Here is a 16,365-nt window from a genome sequence, read left to right on the forward strand (position 1 = left end):
CGGGCGTGACGGCCACGTCGTACCGGCCGATGCGGTCCGCGTCTGCGGTGGAAAGGACCTCGGCGACGTCGTGTGACAGCTATCACGAGCAGATGTTCCCACCTGCTATTTCCCTCCGCGATCCATCGCGGGGGTGTACAGGTCGCTACGCGCGTAGATATGCTCCCCTGGTGACCATGCCCACCATTGCACCTGCATTCGCTGACGTGACCTCGTCCGACAGCGCACTGCGCCGCTTCCTGCACGGGCTGCCCGGGGTCGACACCGTCGGCCTGGAAGCGCGCGCCGCGTCTCTCGGCACCCGCTCGATCAAGACGACGGCCAAGGCGTACGCCATCGACCTGGCCATCTCGATGATCGACCTGACGACGCTGGAAGGCGCGGACACCCCGGGCAAGGTCCGGGCGCTCGCCGCCAAGGCCGTCCACCCTGATCCGACCGACCGTACGGCCCCGAAGACGGCCGCCGTCTGCGTCTACCCGGACATGGTGGCCACCGCCAAGGCCGCCCTGGGCGGTGCGGACGTCAAGGTCGCCTCCGTCGCCACCGCGTTCCCGGCCGGCCGCGCCGCGCTCGACGTGAAGCTCGCGGACACCCGTGACGCCGTCGCCGCCGGGGCCGACGAGATCGACATGGTGATCGACCGCGGCGCCTTCCTCGCGGGCAAGTACATGAAGGTCTACGAGGAGATCCTGGCCGTGAGGGAGGCCTCAGGGGCCGCCCGGCTGAAGGTCATCTTCGAGACCGGCGAGCTCTCCACGTACGACAACATCCGCCGCGCCTCCTGGCTCGGCATGATGGCCGGTGCCGACTTCATCAAGACGTCGACCGGCAAGGTCGCGGTCAACGCGACCCCGGCGAACACCCTGCTCATGCTCGAGGCCGTCCGCGACTTCCGGGCGCAGACCGGGGTCCAGGTGGGCGTGAAGCCCGCCGGCGGCATCCGCACCAGCAAAGACGCGATCAAGTTCCTGGTGCTGGTCAACGAGACCGCCGGTGCGGACTGGCTGGACAACCACTGGTTCCGCTTCGGCGCGTCCAGCCTGCTGAACGACCTGCTGATGCAGCGCCAGAAGCTGGCGACCGGCCGTTACTCCGGCCCCGATTACGTGACGGTGGACTGATCATCATGGCCTTTGAATACGCACCCGCACCCGAGTCGCGGTCGGTCGTCGACATCGCCCCGTCGTACGGCCTGTTCATCGACGGTGAGTTCACCGACGCCGCCGACGGCAAGGTCTTCAAGACGGTCTCCCCCTCCACCGAGGAAGTCCTCTCCGAGGTCGCCCAGGCGGGCGCCGAGGACGTCGACCGTGCCGTGAAGGCCGCGCGCAAGGCGTTCGAGAAGTGGTCCGCGCTGCCGGGCTCCGAGCGTGCCAAGTACCTCTTCCGTATCGCCAGGATCATCCAGGAGCGCTCGCGCGAGCTGGCCGTCCTGGAGACCCTCGACAACGGAAAGCCGATCAAGGAGACCCGCGACGCGGACCTCCCGCTGGTCGCCGCGCACTTCTTCTACTACGCGGGCTGGGCGGACAAGCTCGACCACGCGGGCTACGGCCCGAACCCGCGGCCGCTCGGCGTCGCCGGCCAGGTCATCCCCTGGAACTTCCCGCTGCTGATGCTGGCCTGGAAGATCGCCCCGGCGCTGGCCACCGGTAACACGGTGGTGCTGAAGCCCGCAGAGACCACGCCTCTGTCGGCGCTCTTCTTCGCGGACATCTGCCGCCAGGCCGGGCTGCCGAAGGGCGTCGTCAACATCCTTCCCGGCTACGGCGACACGGGCGCCGCGCTCGTCGCGCACCCGGACGTCAACAAGGTGGCCTTCACCGGTTCCACCGCTGTCGGCAAGGCGATCGCGCGCGAGATCGCCGGCACGGACAAGAAGGTCACCCTGGAGCTGGGCGGCAAGGGCGCCAACATCGTCTTCGACGACGCCCCCATCGACCAGGCCGTCGAGGGCATCGTCGGCGGCATCTTCTTCAACCAGGGCCAGGTCTGCTGCGCGGGCTCGCGTCTGCTGGTCCAGGAGTCGATCCAGGACGAGCTGCTGGACTCGCTCAAGCGCCGGCTTTCCACGCTGCGCCTCGGTGACCCGCTGGACAAGAACACCGACATCGGCGCGATCAACTCGGCCGAGCAGCTGGCCCGGATCACGGCCCTCGCCGAGACCGGCGAGGCCGAGGGCGCCGAGCGCTGGTCCGCGCCGTGCGAGCTGCCGTCCTCCGGCTACTGGTTCGCTCCGACGCTCTTCACGAACGTCACGCAGGCGCACACCGTCGCCCGCGACGAGATCTTCGGCCCGGTGCTGTCGGTCCTGTCGTTCCGCACCCCGGACGAGGCCGTCGCCAAGGCCAACAACAGCCAGTACGGCCTGTCGGCCGGCATCTGGACGGAGAAGGGCTCCCGCATCCTCGCGGTCGCGAACAAGCTCCGCGCAGGTGTCGTGTGGGCCAACACCTTCAACAAGTTCGACCCGACCTCGCCCTTCGGCGGCTACAAGGAATCGGGCTTCGGCCGCGAGGGCGGCCGCCACGGTCTGGAGGCCTACCTCGATGTCTGAGTCGACGGCACGACTGAGTGTCTTCAAGACCTACAAGCTGTTCGTCGGGGGCAAGTTCCCCCGGAGCGAGAGCGGACGGGTGTACGAGGTGACCGACTCGAAGGGCAAGTGGTTGGCCAACGCCCCGCTGTCGTCCCGCAAGGACGCCCGTGACGCCGTCGTCGCGGCGCGCAAGGCGTTCGGCGCCTGGTCGGGCGCGACGGCGTACAACCGGGGCCAGATCCTCTACCGCATCGCCGAGATGCTGGAGGGCCGCCGCGAGCAGTTCACGCGCGAAGTGGCCGACGCCGAGGGCCTTTCGAAGTCCAAGGCGGCCGCGGTCGTGGACGCCGCGATCGACCGCTGGGTCTGGTACGCGGGCTGGACGGACAAGATCGGCCAGATCGTGGGCGGGGCGAACCCGGTCGCGGGCCCGTTCTTCAACCTGTCCACCCCGGAGCCGACCGGCGTGGTCACGGTCCTGGCCCCCCAGGAGTCCTCGTTCCTGGGCCTGGTGTCGGTGGTCGCCCCGGCGATCGCCACCGGCAACACGGTCGTGGTGATCGCTTCAGAGAACGCCCCGCTCCCCGCCCTGTCCCTGGGCGAGGTGCTGGCCACGTCCGACCTCCCCGGCGGCGTCGTCAACGTCCTCTCCGGCCGCACGGCCGAGATCGCGACTCCCCTCGCCGCGCACCAGGACGTCAACGCGATCGACCTGACAGGCGCGGACGAGCAGTTGGCGAAGGAGCTGGAGGTCGCAGCCGCGGACAACCTCAAGCGGGTGCTGCGCCCCCGCGCCGAGGACTGGTCGGCCGACCCGGGCACGAAGCGGATGACCGCCCTCCTGGAGACGAAGACCGTCTGGCACCCGACGGGTTCGCTGGGCGCGTCCGGCTCGGCGTACTGACGTACCGACGAACTGACGTACCTGCCTGCCGACACATGGCGACGGGCCCGCGGGAAGTCCCCCGCGGGCCCGTCGTCGTGTGCGGAAGTCGCTCAGCCCGGGGTGATGCCGCCCAGCAGCGGACCGGCGACCGGCACGTCGTCGACGCCCCCCAGCGAACCGGTGAGCTCCCGGGAGTTGACGGGCCTGAAGTCGGCGACCTGGGTACCGACGCCATTGTCGAGCGGGTCCACACCCGTGTTCGCGAGCGGGTTGAGCGGCACGTGTTCGACGGGACCGCTCATGTGCCCGGCGGTGCCGTCCAGTGCGTGCAGGGCCGCCGCGGGATCGAGGTCGCCGACCTGAGCGGCCTGGGCCGAGCCGGCACCGGCGCCGAGCGCCGCGCCCACCGCGGTGACCGCGAGTCCGGCGGCCCTGAGCAATGTGTGTCGTGCCATGGGAATCCTGCCTCGAGAAGTAACGGGACGAGCACGCAGCGTAGTTCCGATGTGATGCTCGATACCAACAGGACCTCCCGGGGGTCCCTCGCGGGAGTCAATGCCTCACACTGGTGTCCCGTGAGTTCCCAACCCCTTCCGACGCGCGTCGTCCTGCTCTCCGGGCCCTCCGGCTCAGGAAAGTCGTCCCTCGCCGCGCGCTCCGGCCTCCCGGTGCTGCGCCTCGACGACTTCTACAAGGAAGGGGACGACCCCACGCTGCCGCTGGTCATGGGCAGCACGGACATCGACTGGGACTCCCCGGACTCCTGGGACGCGGACGCGGCGGTCGCCGCGGTCGTGGCGCTGTGCCGTACGGGACGTACCACCGTCCCCCTCTACGACATCGCCACCAGCTCGCGCGCGGGCCGGGAGACCCTCGACATCGCGCGCACGCCGCTGTTCGTCGCCGAGGGCATCTTCGCCGCGGACATCGTGAGCCGCTGCCAGGAACTCGGCGTGCTCGCCGACGCGCTGTGCCTGCGCGGGCGTCCCTCGACGACCTTCCGCCGCCGGCTGCTGCGCGATCTGCGCGAGGGCCGCAAGTCCGTACCGTTCCTCGTCCGCCGCGGCTGGCGGCTGATGCGCGCGGAACGCGGCATCGTCGCCCGCCAGTCCGCGCTCGGCGCGTACCCCTGCGGCAAGGAGGAGGCCCTCGGCCGCCTGGCCGCCGCGGCTGCGGGCCGCTGCCGCCGCTCCCCCGCTCCGACGCCGACTCCGGAGCCCGCGTAGGCCCTTGAGGCGCGGCCGGCCCGCTGCGCGGTGTGCCCGGTACGAACGGGTGCGGGGCCCGTGTGGCCTCCGGAGCACAGGTGTGGCGACCGGTACCGCGGCGGCGTCCGGTGCGTCCGTCCTCACGCTCCCCCAGCCCGTCCGGGGAACCCCCGACGGGCTGGGTCGCCGGGCGTCGGGCGGTCTCGGCCGGAGACCGGGTTTCCGAGGACGGACACGCCGGCCCCGGCCCGGTACCGGGCACACCGTGCGTCCCCGCGCCGCCCGGCGCGCCCGCGGTGACCGGCCGGCACATTGCGCCTGTCCTGGAAGCACCGGCTCCCCGGGTGCCCCCACGGGCCTGGGCCGACGAGCTCCTGGCGCCGCCCGCACCGATACCCCGAACGCGTACGGGGCCGCCCCGGACCCTTCGGTCCTGGCCGGCCCCGTGCGTTTCACCGCAGCGTCGAGAAGATCCCCCGTGATCCCCTCGACTCCCCCGTGCTTCCCCCGTGTTCCCCCGTACCGCCTTCAGGCCACCAGCTCGCCGAAGGACTCTTCCTCGTCACGGCCGAAGCTGAGGACCTCGTCCTCGCGCAGCCGGCGGAGCGACCGCCAGATGCTCGACTTCACCGTGCCGACACTGATGCCCAGGATGTCCGCGATCTCCGGGTCGGTGCGGCCCTCGTAGTAGCGCAGCACCAGCATGGTGCGCTGTGTCTCCGGCAGGCGGGCCAGGGCCTGCCAGAGGACCGCCCGCAGTTCCGTGCCGCGCATCGCGTCCGTGTCGCCCGCCGTCTCCGGGAGCTCCTCGGTCGGGTACTCGTTCAGCTTGCGGCGGCGCCACGCGCTGATGTGCAGATTGGTCATGGTCCGGCGCAGATAGCCGCCGACCGCGGCCTTGTCGCTGATGCGGTCCCAGGCCCGGTACGTCGAGAAGAGCGCGCTCTGCAGCAGGTCCTCCGCCTCGAACCGGTCACCGGTCAGGTGGTACGCGGTCGCGTACAGGGAGGCGCGGCGCTCCTGGACGTAGGCGGTGAACTCCGCCTCCGACAGGCTGCTGCTCCGCTCCCCCTGAGCCTCCCCGTACGCGCTTCCCCCGTTGCCCCCCACACCCTCGCTGTTCGCATCGACGACTGTCATGTACGCAGGAGCCGACGCCGAAGGCTTGTACTGGCGTCCGGCGCCACGAACGCACCCCCGCCCGTTCGCGGCGCCGGACTTCTCCGTGCTCCTCACGACGTCGTGCAGACGCGTGACAACTGCGCTTGAGGTGGTGCTGTGCAGTGCGTTCATCTCGCGCCCCCCGTCGGTTGGAGTCTGCTTGCCTGCCGTCTTCGGCTGTGGGGAAAAGACTGCCCGGGCACCTTCACGCCGGTGTCCGCCGACTGTCACAGGGCTGTCACAGGGGGCGCGTGTACTGTCCACGGGCATGTGAGCGCTCCCCACCTGTCGAACTCCGCCTCCCCCATGGGCCAGAATGACCTCCGTGCCTTTCCTGTTGCTGATCGAGGACGACGACGCCATCCGCACGGCCCTCGAACTCTCGCTGTCACGCCAGGGCCACCGTGTGGCCACCGCGGCGACGGGAGAGGACGGCCTGAAACTGCTGCGTGAGCAGCGGCCGGATCTGATCGTGCTGGACGTGATGCTGCCCGGCATCGACGGTTTCGAGGTGTGCCGGCGGATCAGGCGCACCGACCAGCTGCCGATCATCCTGCTGACCGCGCGCAGCGACGACATCGACGTCGTGGTCGGACTGGAGTCCGGAGCCGACGACTATGTGGTCAAGCCGGTGCAGGGCCGCGTCCTGGACGCACGCATCCGGGCCGTACTGCGGCGCGGTGAGCGCGAGTCCACGGACTCGGCGACGTTCGGCTCGCTGGTGATCGACCGCTCCGCGATGACGGTCACCAAGAACGGCGAGGATCTGCAGCTCACTCCGACCGAGCTGCGTCTCCTGCTGGAGCTGAGCCGCCGCCCCGGCCAGGCGCTGTCACGCCAGCAGCTGCTCCGTCTCGTCTGGGAGCACGACTACCTGGGCGACTCGCGCCTGGTGGACGCGTGTGTGCAGCGGCTGCGGGCGAAGGTGGAGGACGTGCCGTCCTCGCCGACCCTGATCCGTACGGTGCGGGGCGTGGGATACCGGCTGGACGCCCCACAATGAGCGACGCACGCGCGGCCACCGGGCCGCAGCCGACCACGATGCCGGCACCTCTGCGCCGCGCGGGCGGAGAAGCGAAGGAAACGGCACAGTGAGCGACGCACGCGCGGCCACCGGGCCGCAGCCGACCACGATGCCGGCACCTCTGCGCCGCCTCCGTGGCGACGTACGCGGGACGGCGCGGTGACGGAAGCGGAGAAGAAGGGTGCCGCGAAGAGAGCGATACTCGCGGGACTCGGGTGGACCAGTCTGCGGCTGCGGCTCGTCGTCGTCTTCGGTCTGGTCGCGCTGACGGCCGCCGTGTCCGCGTCGGGAATCGCGTACTGGCTCAACCGTGAGGCCGTACTGACGCGTACGCAGGACGCGGCACTGGGCGACTTCCGGCAGCAGATGCAGAACCGGGCCGCGTCGCTGCCCCCGCGACCGACGCAGAACGAGCTCCAGACGACCGCCGAGCAGATGGCGGGCGGCGACTCCGGGTACAGCGTGGTGCTGCTGGGCGAGCGCGACGAGGGCAAGCCGATCGTCGGTGCGTCCGACCCGGACGTGTTCACCCTGGACGACGTCCCGAGGTCACTGCGGGACGCCGTCAACGAGAAGCAGGCGGTCACCGCCGGCAACGAGTACCCGTACCACCTGTTCTGGCTGCGGACGCAGCGCGGCAACACGCCCTATCTGGTGGGTGGTACGAGGATCACCGGCGGCGGCCCGACCGGCTATCTGTTCAAGTCGCTCGAGCAGGAACGGGCCGACCTGAACTCGCTCGCCTGGTCGCTGGGCATCGCCACCGCCCTCGCGCTGGTCGGCTCCGCGCTGATCGCGCAGGCCGCGGCGACGACCGTGCTGCGGCCCGTGCGGCGCCTCGGCGAGGCGGCCAAGCAGCTCGGCGAGGGCAAGCTGGACACCCGGCTGCATGTCTCGGGCACGGACGAACTGGCCGAGCTGTCGCGGACGTTCAACCGCGCGGCGGAGTCACTGGAGAAGCAGGTCGCCGACATGAGCGCGCGGGAGGAGTCCAGCCGCCGCTTCGTCGCCGACATGTCGCACGAGCTGCGTACACCGCTGACCGCGCTGACCGCGGTGACGGAGGTTCTGGAGGACGAGCAGGAGACCCTCGACCCGATGATCGCGCCCGCGGTCGCGCTGGTCGTGAGCGAGACCCGGCGTCTCAACGACCTGGTGGAGAACCTGATGGAGGTCACCCGCTTCGACGCGGGCACGGCCCGGCTCGTCCTCGACAACGTCGACGTCGCCGACCAGGTCACCGCCTGCATCGACGCGCGCGCCTGGCTCGACGCGGTCGAGCTGGACGCGGAGCGCGGCATGATGGCCCGGCTGGATCCGCGCCGCCTCGACGTCATCCTGGCCAATCTGATCGGCAACGCGCTCAAGCACGGTGGCTCTCCGGTGCGCGTCGCGGTGCGGATGGAGACCGGCGGCGCGGGAGGCGACGAGCTGGTCATCGAGGTACGGGACCACGGGCCCGGTATCCCCGAGGATGTGCTGCCCCATGTCTTCGACCGGTTCTTCAAGGCCAGTGCCTCCCGGCCGCGTTCGGAGGGCAGCGGTCTGGGGCTGTCGATCGCGATGGAGAACGCGCTGATCCACGGCGGCCGTATCAGCGCGGCGAACTCGACGGACGGCGACGGCGGCGCGATCTTCGTGCTCCGGCTGCCGCGCGACGCGTCGGGCATTGCCGGGGACGGCCGGAGCGGCTCCGTTCAGGAGCATGACGGCGACCATGGAGAGGCGGGCGACGCGCGGTGACCGTAGGAACAGGGCGGACGCGGCGTGGCGCCGTGACCGTACGCACCGGAGGGGCGTGGCGTGCCGCCGTGGCCGCCGCCGGGGCCTTCGTGCTGGCCGGCAGCGTCGCGGGGTGCGGGATCAGGACCACGTCGGTGCCCGTCGACGCCGGGCCCGCGCCGTCGCGGATGCCGTGCTCGGTGGCGGGCAAGGAATCGTCCGCCCAGGCAAGTCCCGGGGTGCTGCCGGTGCGGGTGTATCTCCTGTGCGCGTCGGCGCTGGCTGCCGTGGACCGGACGGTCACGGTGTCGGAGAAGACCGTCGGCAACCGGGTACTCGTCGCCGGGGCGCTGCTCGACCAGCTGCAGGCCGAACCGTCGGAGGCCGAGCGCGAGGCGGGCTTCGCCACGAACGTACGAGGTCCGCTGACCGTGACGCGAGCCCGGGCGGACGATCCCGAGGGCACGCTCCGGCTGAGCCGGCAACCGGAGGACCTGCCGCCCGCGGCGCTCGCGCAGATCGTGTGCACGCTCGCGGAGAGCGAGGCCGCGGCCGACGGCGGAACCGTCGTCCTGGGCGGGCCCGGGGAGTACGCACCGCGCGGATACCGCTGTACGGACGCGGCCAAGGTGCGCCCGGAGACGGTGCTCCCGACGGTCGGCCCGCTGCCCGCCGGAAACGGTTCCTGACGGACACGTCACTCGGCGGAACCGATCCTGCCGGTCGTGTCGTCTTGGTGGACGTGCAGCGTCAAGGTTCGGGCGGCAGTGCCGCCATCTTCCGCGTGGCGGGGGGCGTCCTCCTCCTCGCGCATCTGGCACTCGTGGGATGGCTGACGCTTCGCCCCGTTGATGTGATGTGGGTGACGGCGGCGAATCTGGAGCCGCTCGCGGGCATCAAGGCCGATCTCGCCCTGGGCCCGGTCCAGGCGGCCCGCAGGATCGGCGAGGGGCTGTTGCTGCTCGCCCCGCTGGGTGTGCTGCTGCCGATGGCGGGCGGCCGGCTCACCGTCTCCCCCTGGGCCTCGCTGACCCGTACGGTCGCGGCGGGCGCGCTGCTGTCGCTGGGCATCGAGCTGGCGCAGACCGGGGTGCCCGGACAGGTCGTCGACGTGGATTCGCTGCTGCTGAACACCGCGGGTGTGGCCCTGGCCCATCTGGCGGTCGTCCCCGCGGGCCGTGCCCGGCTGCGGCGGCGCCGCAGGCGCTCCCCGGCCCCGGGGAAGGACCGGGGCGCCGTGCTGCGGGATGACGCGGCTCAGGGGCCGACCCCGACGATTCCCAGGGTCGGGGTCGCACCGTAGAGCGACGCTTTGCCCCCTTCGCCGGGCGAGCATGGAGTCATCGGGAGCACAGTGGAGTGGCTCCCACCCAAGGACAGGTGGTCCGGGGAGGTCGGCGTCGGCCGCACCCCCGGGACCACCGGCGAAGGAGCCAACCATGGCCGCACTTGTCCGCCCCAGCGACGGACGCATGATCGGCGGTGTGTGCGCAGCGCTGGCACGGCGCTTCGGCACCTCCGCGAACACGATGCGGGTGATCTTCCTGGTGTCGTGTCTGCTGCCCGGGCCGCAGTTCCTGCTCTACCTGGCGCTGTGGCTGCTGCTGCCGTCCGAGGAGAGCGCGTCCCGGAAGAGCGCGTCGACCGCCTGGTGACGGGCCTGAGGAGAGTGCGGCAGGGGCGCACACCCGCATCGGGTGTGCGCCCCTGCTGCTGTCGTTCTGCGGGTACTGCGGGTACTGCGGGTACTGCGGGTTCTACGGGAGGGGCAACGCGTTGCCGCCCGTGAGGCCGCCCGCGGGCAGACCGCCGATGAGGCCGGTGGCCTGGCCGGTGACCTGGCCGGTGGGGGCCGGGGGCAGCACCTGCGGCATGGCCTGCTGAGCGATCTGCTGCCCGAGGGCGGAGGCGAGGGCCGGCTCCTGGACGGCGTCCACGGCGCTCAGCGGGGTGCCGATCTCGGGAACCTGCGGCGCGGCGGAGGCGGTGCCCGCGGCGGCGGTGGCGAAGGCGGCACCGAGAACGGCGACACCGAGGGTCTTGGCAGCGTGCTTCATCAGCGGCTTTTCCTTGGGAAGGGGAAGTGGGCGGCTCCGCAAGCTAGCCAGCGCGCGCTCGGCCCCGCAAACGGCCGGGAGCACGCGGAAGGGCCGGGAGTTGACGCTCCCGGCCCTTCCCGACGCGTGCGCTCAGCCCTCGTCGGACGAGGATTCGCTGGTCGTTGCGGTCTGCCGGAACAGCCATTCGGACTTCAGCTCCGCGTAGCCGGGCTTGATCACGTCGTTGATCATCGCAAGGCGTTCATCGAAAGGAATGAACGCCGACTTCATCGCATTGACGGTGAACCACTGCATGTCGTCGAGCGTGTAGCCGAACGTCTCGGTCAGCAGCTCGAATTCACGGCTCATGCTGGTGTTGCTCATCAGCCGGTTGTCCGTGTTGACCGTGGCACGGAAGTGCAGCCGCCGCAGCAGCCCGATGGGGTGGTCCTCGTACGAAGCCGCCGCCCCGGTCTGCAGATTGGAGGTCGGGCACAGCTCCAGGGGAATGCGCTTGTCGCGGACGTACGCGGCGAGCCGACCGAGCTTCACCGTGCCGTCGGCGGCGACCTCGATGTCGTCGATGATCCGTACGCCGTGGCCGAGCCGGTCGGCGCCGCACCACTGGAGCGCCTGCCAGATCGACGGCAGTCCGAAGGCCTCGCCCGCGTGGATGGTGAAGTGGTTGTTCTCGCGCTTGAGGTACTCGAACGCGTCGAGATGACGGGTGGGCGGGAAGCCCGCCTCGGCTCCCGCGATGTCGAAGCCGACCACGCCCGAGTCCCGGTAGCGGTTGGCGAGTTCGGCGATCTCCAGGGCGCGGGCGGCGTGCCGCATGGCGGTGAGGAGCGCGCCCACGCGGATGCGGTGGCCGTTCTCCCGGGCGCGGCGCTCGCCTTCGCGGAAGCCCTCGTTGACGGCCTCGACGACCTCTTCGAGGGTGAGACCGGCCTCGAGGTGCTGCTCGGGGGCGTACCGCACCTCGGCGTAGACGACGCCGTCCTCGGCGAGGTCCTCGGCACACTCGATGGCGACCCGCTTGAGGGCTTCGCGGGTCTGCATGACGGCGCAGGTGTGCGCGAACGTCTCCAGGTACCGCTCCAACGAGCCTGAGTCGGCGGCCTCGTGGAACCAGATGCCGAGCTTGTCGGGCTCGGCCTCGGGGAGCGAGTCGTAGCCTGCGTCGCGGGCGAGATCGATGATCGTGCCCGGGCGCAGCCCGCCGTCGAGGTGGTCGTGGAGGAGCACCTTCGGGGCGCGCCGGATCTGGTCCGGGGTGGGCCCCTCAGGTCCGGGGGCGGTTCCCCGGGAGGACGCATGAGTGGTCTGGCTCTTCATCTCCGCACTGTAATCCCTACGCGCGTAGAGGGCCCCTACACAAACCACGCGTCGATACGTAACAGTGACCGTGCGGACGGGTGGAGTACACCCGCCCTTCTGAGACTGTTCTGCCATGGCACACCACGCACTGCCCCAGTGGTCGGGGCGTTCGGCCGGGGAGGCCGAAGCGGCGCAGGCTCGTCTCGAAGCGGGCGCGGCGCAAGGAGGCAGGTCGGTGGCACAGGCGAGGCTCGGGCGTCCGGTCAGGGCCGCGGACGGCGTCGTGAGCGGGGTGGTCCTGCTGCTGCCCGACGGCGAACCGGAGTCGGGCCGCGGCCCTTCGGCGGTGTCGCACGCGGCGGCCCTGCCGCTGGCGCGGTCACTGGCCCGCGCGGGGCGCGCGGACGGTCTTGTCGCACACGTGGTGCGCTACCGCGGGCGCGGCTGGAACGGCACGGACGCTCGGCTCGCGGCGGACGCGTCCTGGGCGGCGGACGAGGCGGTACGGCGGTACGGGGACGTCCCGGTCTGCCTCGTGGGCCGTGGCATGGGCGCTCGCGCCGCGCTGCAGTCCGCCGGTCACGGCGCCGTCAACTCCGTGCTCGCCCTTGCCCCTTGGCTGCCGGAGGACGATGTCGCGGCCCGACCCGAACCGGTGAAACAGCTCGCCGGCCGCCAGGTGCTGATCGTCCACGGCACGAACGACGCCCGCACCGATCCCGAACTCTCCTACCGCCTCGCGGAACGGGCCAAGAAGAGCAACCGCGACACGTGCCGCTTCGAGGTCCACTCCGACGGCCACGCCCTGCGTCAGTACCACGACGAAGTCCTGGCCCTGGCCTCGGATTTCGTGCTCGGCGCGCTCTTCTCACGTGCGTACGCGCGCCCGGTCGCGGACGCGCTGGCGGCTCCGCCGCCGCTGGGGCTGAGGATGCCTCTCGCGGCGGGCTTCGGGAAGTCGCTGCGGCACTGAGCCCGCTCCTGGGGCGCTGCCTCCGGGCCCTGTGCCCTACGGGCCGAAGCGGCCCGGTGCCGCGGGCCGCATCGGTACGTCCGTCCTCGAACGCGGGGCGGGCTCTGGCTCGTTCGGGTGCCGCCGCGGGCCGCATCGGTGTGCAGGGAATGCGGCTGGGCCGGAGAGCCGGCCTGTCCGGCGTCCGAGGCGGACACACGGGCCACGCCCACGGTGCCGGGCCCCGCGCCCAGCCGGCAGGGTCACGCAAACCCCGTGGGCTGCGGCCCCCTGCAGGGACCCGTGGGCCGCCCCACCGGGGGAAAGGGTCAGTCCGGCAACAGGTTGCCCCGCCGGGACAGGAGGAACTTCTTGAAGGCCGTGACCGGGGGCGTGTCCGGGTGGCCGTCGAGCCAGGCGACGCCGATCTCGCGGACCGCGCGCGGGGCCGTGACCGTCAGTTCCACGATTCCGGGCCGGGGTACGGCGGGGGGTGGCAGCAGGGCCACGCCGAGACCCGCGGCGACGAGACCTCGGAGGGTCTCTGCCTCCTCGCCCTCGAAGGCGATACGCGGGGTGAAGCCGGCCTCGGCGCACAGCGCGTCGGTGATGCGGCGCAGTCCGTAGCCCGGTTCGAGGGTCACGAACGTCTCGTCGGCCGCCTCCGTCAGCCGGATCCGTTTGCGCGTCGCGAGGCGGTGGTCGTCGGGGACGACGAGCCGCAGTCGCTGTTCGTCGAGGCGGCGGGCGACGAGGTCGGGCGCGTCCGGCACCGGCGAGGTCAGGCACAGGTCCAGATCGCCGGCGCGAAGGCGCTCGATCATCGCCTCGCCGTAGTTCTGGACGAGTGTGAAGCGCACCCGGGGATGATCGACCCGGAACGCGCGGATGAGCTCGGGCACCGTCTCCGAGCCCATCGTGTGGAGGAAGCCGAAGGCCACTTTGCCGCCGGACGGGTCCGCGTCGGCCCGTACCGACTCCGCCGCCCGCTCCACCTCGGCGAGGGCACGCTCCACGGACGCGAGGAAGGTGCGGCCGGCCGCCGTCAGCGACACCGTCCGCCCCTTGCGGGTGAACAGCGCGACGCCGAGATCCTGTTCGAGCCGGACCATCGCCCGCGACAGTGTCGACTGGGGCACGGCCAGCTCCTGCGCGGCCCTGGTCACATGCTCGTGGCGGGCCACCCCCGCGAAGTACGCGAGCCGTGGCGCGAGCAGCAGGGCCATGTCTTCTTCGTAACTACTCGGTGACAGCCGAGCCCCTGAGCTGTAGTCATGCGCCATGGGAACGATTAAAGCCGTTCCATGCATTGGACGCATCAGAAAGACGTGCCTACCTTCGAGGTATGCCTTCCGCAAGTACCGAGGCGCCCACCACCGTGGGTGCCCTCACCCCGTCGTCCCCTCAGCTCGCACCGGGCCTCCCCGGCTACCGGCGCATGAGCTTCGCGCTCTTCGCCGCGGGCGTCGCGACCTTCGCCCTCCTCTACTCGACCCAGGCCCTGCTGCCCGCCGTCTCCGCCGGCCTCGGCGTCACCGCGGGCGCGGCCAGCTGGACGGTGTCCGCGGCCACCGGCGCCCTGGCCCTGTGTGTGCTGCCGCTCAGCGCGTTCTCCGAGCGCTTCGGGCGGGCGCGGCTGATGACGGTGTCCCTGGTGGTCGCCTCCGTGGTCGCCCTGCTGGTGCCGCTCGCACCGAACCTGGAGTGGCTGGTCGCGCTGCGCGTCGTCCAGGGCGCGGCGCTCGCCGGGGTGCCGGCGTCGGCGATGGCGTATCTCGCGGAGGAAGTCCGGCCGAAGGCGCTCATCGCCGCGATCGGCCTGTTCGTCGCGGGCAACAGCATCGGCGGCATGAGCGGCCGCATCGTCACCGGCTGGGCCGCCCAGCTGTGGGGCTGGCGCGCGGCGCTCGCGGCGGTCGGTCTGATGGCCGTGGTCTGCACGGTCGTGTTCCGGCTGCTGCTCCCCCGGGCCCGCAACTTCGTGCCCGGCTCGCTCGACCCCCGCGCCCTCGCCGGTACCGTCCGCGGCCACCTGTCCGACCCGCTGCTGATGCGGCTGTACGGGATCGGCGCGCTCTTCATGACCGTCTTCGGCGCGGTCTACACGGTGATCGGCTACCGCCTGGTCGACGCGCCCTTCAGCCTCCCCCAGGGCATCGTCGGCTCGGTGTTCCTCGTCTATCTGGTCGGTACGGTCTCCTCCGCCGCGGCAGGAAGGCTCGTCGGCCGCATGGGCCGGCGCGGCGCGCTCTACCTCGCGGTCGGGACGACGGCGGCGGGCCTGCTGCTGTCCCTCGCCGACTCGCTGGCGGCGGTGCTGCTCGGCCTGGTGCTGATCACCGCGGGCTTCTTTGCGGGCCACGCGGTCGCCTCCTCCGAGGTGAGCCGTACGGCGAAGACGGGCCGCGCCCAGGCCTCGGCGCTCTACCAGTCGGCGTACTACCTGGGCAGCAGCGCGGGCGGCACGCTCGGCGCCGTCGCCTTCCACTCCGGCGGCTGGGCGGGCACGGTCCTGCTGGGCCTGCTGGCGGTCCTGGGGGTCGTGGCGATCACGCTGTACGGGTCGTACGCGGCGCGCGCCCACCAGCGGCGGCCCGTCCTGGCGGCTGCCCACCGCTGAGCAACTTCCCCGCTGAGCAACCTCCCCGCTGAGCAACTTCCCCGAACAAACGGCCAATTCACTGCAACTACGGCTCCCCCGGAAGCGTCCAACGGTCAGAGCAACCGCTCTGGGCGTACAGGGGAGTTGGTGACCTTGGAACGTGCACGGAACACATGGAGACGGGGCGGCGTCGCCCTCGGCATCACGGGGATGGTGGTGCCACTGACACTGGCACTCGGCGCCGCCCCGGCGCAGGCGGCGTCCTGCACCACATCGACCGGGCCCTACCAGGCGAAGGTCGAGAAGTTCCTCGGACTGCGGGTCGACGGAAGGCAGTCGGCGAGCGACTGCACGGCGATCCAGAAGTTCCAGAGGGCGCACGGCATCACGCCGACGATCGGCTACGCCGGGCCGATCACCTGGCGCACGATGAACACGATGCTGGCGCAGCGGGCGGCGGGAAGCACGCCCAACAAGGCAGGCAAGTGCCCCACCAACCGGGGCAGGATCGCCTGCGTGGACCTGACCCGGCAGCTGAGCTGGATCCAGGACGGCTCGCGGCTGAAGTACGGGCCGGTGCCGGTGCGGACCGGGCGGGACGGGGCGGAGACCCGGACCGGCTCGAAGAAGATCTACTACCGCAGTATCAACCACTGGTCGACGATCTACCACGTGCGGATGCCGTACTCGCAGTTCTTCGACGGGGGGATCGCGTTCCACTCGGTAACCAAGTCGATGTACAACCCGCCGGGCTCCGGCGGCTGCGTCAACATGCGCCCGGCGGACGCCAAGGCGTACTGGAACCTGCTGAGGAACGGGGAGGACGTCTACGTCTACGGGCGCAAGCCCGGGACCTGAGGCCCATTGTCAGTCCGCTCCTGTAGCGTCCGAAGGGCTGGCGGCGATTGG

General features: G+C 71.4%; 17 protein-coding genes. 12 read left to right on the forward strand and 5 right to left on the reverse strand.

Annotation, left to right across the window (positions count from 1 at the left end):
- Positions 1 to 176 precede the first annotated feature (176 nt).
- From deoC to ACFU5O_RS09365, 3 genes are read left to right on the forward strand one after another with little or no spacing between them, the layout of a single operon-like run.
- Entirely contained in the window at positions 177 to 1,124 is a 948-nt protein-coding gene (gene deoC / locus ACFU5O_RS09355; RefSeq protein WP_384238334.1) for a deoxyribose-phosphate aldolase, read from the forward strand.
- Entirely contained in the window at positions 1,124 to 2,560 is a 1,437-nt protein-coding gene (locus ACFU5O_RS09360) for an aldehyde dehydrogenase family protein (RefSeq protein ID WP_384238936.1), read from the forward strand. The genes deoC and ACFU5O_RS09360 overlap by 1 nt, the downstream gene beginning before the upstream one ends.
- Entirely contained in the window at positions 2,553 to 3,446 is an 894-nt protein-coding gene (locus tag ACFU5O_RS09365) for an aldehyde dehydrogenase family protein (protein WP_384238336.1), read from the forward strand. Before ACFU5O_RS09360 ends, ACFU5O_RS09365 begins: the two co-directional genes overlap by 8 nt.
- A gap of 92 nt (positions 3,447 to 3,538) precedes the next feature.
- On the opposite strand, the gene ACFU5O_RS09370 is transcribed toward ACFU5O_RS09365, so the two are convergent.
- Positions 3,539 to 3,883, reverse strand: a complete 345-nt coding sequence (locus tag ACFU5O_RS09370; protein WP_384238338.1) for a hypothetical protein — start codon at positions 3,881 to 3,883, stop codon at positions 3,539 to 3,541.
- Positions 3,884 to 3,937: 54 nt separating this feature from the next.
- Between ACFU5O_RS09370 and ACFU5O_RS09375 the strand changes: the two genes are divergently transcribed.
- Positions 3,938 to 4,654 carry a uridine kinase gene (locus tag ACFU5O_RS09375; RefSeq protein WP_384238340.1) on the forward strand — a complete coding sequence of 239 codons (717 nt, stop codon included), beginning with the start codon at positions 3,938 to 3,940 and terminating at the stop codon, positions 4,652 to 4,654.
- A 510-nt stretch (positions 4,655 to 5,164) separates the two neighbouring features.
- Here the strand turns inward: ACFU5O_RS09375 and ACFU5O_RS09380 are convergent.
- The gene (locus ACFU5O_RS09380; RefSeq protein ID WP_384238342.1) at positions 5,165 to 5,929 is read right to left on the reverse strand and encodes a SigE family RNA polymerase sigma factor; all 765 of its coding nucleotides are present in this window, start codon (positions 5,927 to 5,929) and stop codon (positions 5,165 to 5,167) included.
- Between the two features lie 193 nt (positions 5,930 to 6,122).
- Between ACFU5O_RS09380 and afsQ1 the strand changes: the two genes are divergently transcribed.
- The 5 genes from afsQ1 to ACFU5O_RS09405 all read left to right on the forward strand — a co-directional run bounded on the left by afsQ1 (position 6,123) and on the right by ACFU5O_RS09405 (position 10,198).
- Positions 6,123 to 6,800 carry a two-component system response regulator AfsQ1 gene (gene afsQ1, locus ACFU5O_RS09385; RefSeq protein WP_351229557.1) on the forward strand — a complete coding sequence of 226 codons (678 nt, stop codon included), beginning with the start codon at positions 6,123 to 6,125 and terminating at the stop codon, positions 6,798 to 6,800.
- Positions 6,801 to 6,980: 180 nt separating this feature from the next.
- Positions 6,981 to 8,564: an ATP-binding protein gene (locus tag ACFU5O_RS09390; protein ID WP_384238345.1), complete on the forward strand. Its 1,584-nt coding sequence runs from the start codon at positions 6,981 to 6,983 to the stop codon at positions 8,562 to 8,564.
- Positions 8,565 to 8,596: 32 nt separating this feature from the next.
- Positions 8,597 to 9,232: a hypothetical protein gene (locus ACFU5O_RS09395; protein ID WP_384238346.1), complete on the forward strand. Its 636-nt coding sequence runs from the start codon at positions 8,597 to 8,599 to the stop codon at positions 9,230 to 9,232.
- 53 nt (positions 9,233 to 9,285) lie between these two features.
- The gene (locus tag ACFU5O_RS09400) at positions 9,286 to 9,846 is read left to right on the forward strand and encodes a VanZ family protein (protein ID WP_384238938.1); all 561 of its coding nucleotides are present in this window, start codon (positions 9,286 to 9,288) and stop codon (positions 9,844 to 9,846) included.
- Between the two features lie 136 nt (positions 9,847 to 9,982).
- The gene (locus ACFU5O_RS09405; RefSeq protein WP_384238348.1) at positions 9,983 to 10,198 is read left to right on the forward strand and encodes a PspC domain-containing protein; all 216 of its coding nucleotides are present in this window, start codon (positions 9,983 to 9,985) and stop codon (positions 10,196 to 10,198) included.
- 102 nt (positions 10,199 to 10,300) lie between these two features.
- On the opposite strand, the gene ACFU5O_RS09410 is transcribed toward ACFU5O_RS09405, so the two are convergent.
- Positions 10,301 to 10,603, reverse strand: a complete 303-nt coding sequence (locus ACFU5O_RS09410) for a hypothetical protein (RefSeq protein ID WP_384238940.1) — start codon at positions 10,601 to 10,603, stop codon at positions 10,301 to 10,303.
- 129 nt (positions 10,604 to 10,732) lie between these two features.
- A complete protein-coding gene (locus ACFU5O_RS09415; RefSeq protein ID WP_384238350.1) occupies positions 10,733 to 11,920 on the reverse strand; it encodes an adenosine deaminase in 1,188 nt (395 codons plus the stop codon).
- 115 nt (positions 11,921 to 12,035) lie between these two features.
- On the opposite strand from ACFU5O_RS09415, the gene ACFU5O_RS09420 reads away from it, so the two are divergent.
- Positions 12,036 to 12,875 carry an alpha/beta hydrolase gene (locus ACFU5O_RS09420; RefSeq protein ID WP_384238352.1) on the forward strand — a complete coding sequence of 280 codons (840 nt, stop codon included), beginning with the start codon at positions 12,036 to 12,038 and terminating at the stop codon, positions 12,873 to 12,875.
- A 308-nt stretch (positions 12,876 to 13,183) separates the two neighbouring features.
- Here ACFU5O_RS09420 and ACFU5O_RS09425 read toward each other — a convergent pair whose 3' ends face one another.
- Entirely contained in the window at positions 13,184 to 14,137 is a 954-nt protein-coding gene (locus tag ACFU5O_RS09425; RefSeq protein ID WP_384238353.1) for a LysR family transcriptional regulator, read from the reverse strand.
- A gap of 62 nt (positions 14,138 to 14,199) precedes the next feature.
- Here ACFU5O_RS09425 and ACFU5O_RS09430 point away from each other — a divergent pair, with 62 nt between their 5' ends.
- Together ACFU5O_RS09430 and ACFU5O_RS09435 are read left to right on the forward strand one after the other, a co-directional pair.
- Positions 14,200 to 15,474, forward strand: a complete 1,275-nt coding sequence (locus tag ACFU5O_RS09430; protein WP_384238355.1) for an MFS transporter — start codon at positions 14,200 to 14,202, stop codon at positions 15,472 to 15,474.
- A 192-nt stretch (positions 15,475 to 15,666) separates the two neighbouring features.
- Positions 15,667 to 16,314 carry a L,D-transpeptidase family protein gene (locus ACFU5O_RS09435; RefSeq protein WP_384238942.1) on the forward strand — a complete coding sequence of 216 codons (648 nt, stop codon included), beginning with the start codon at positions 15,667 to 15,669 and terminating at the stop codon, positions 16,312 to 16,314.
- The last annotated feature ends 51 nt before the right edge of the window (positions 16,315 to 16,365 follow it).

This window comes from Streptomyces sp. NPDC057445, from assembly GCF_042802855.1.
GTDB lineage: Bacteria > Actinomycetota > Actinomycetes > Streptomycetales > Streptomycetaceae > Streptomyces.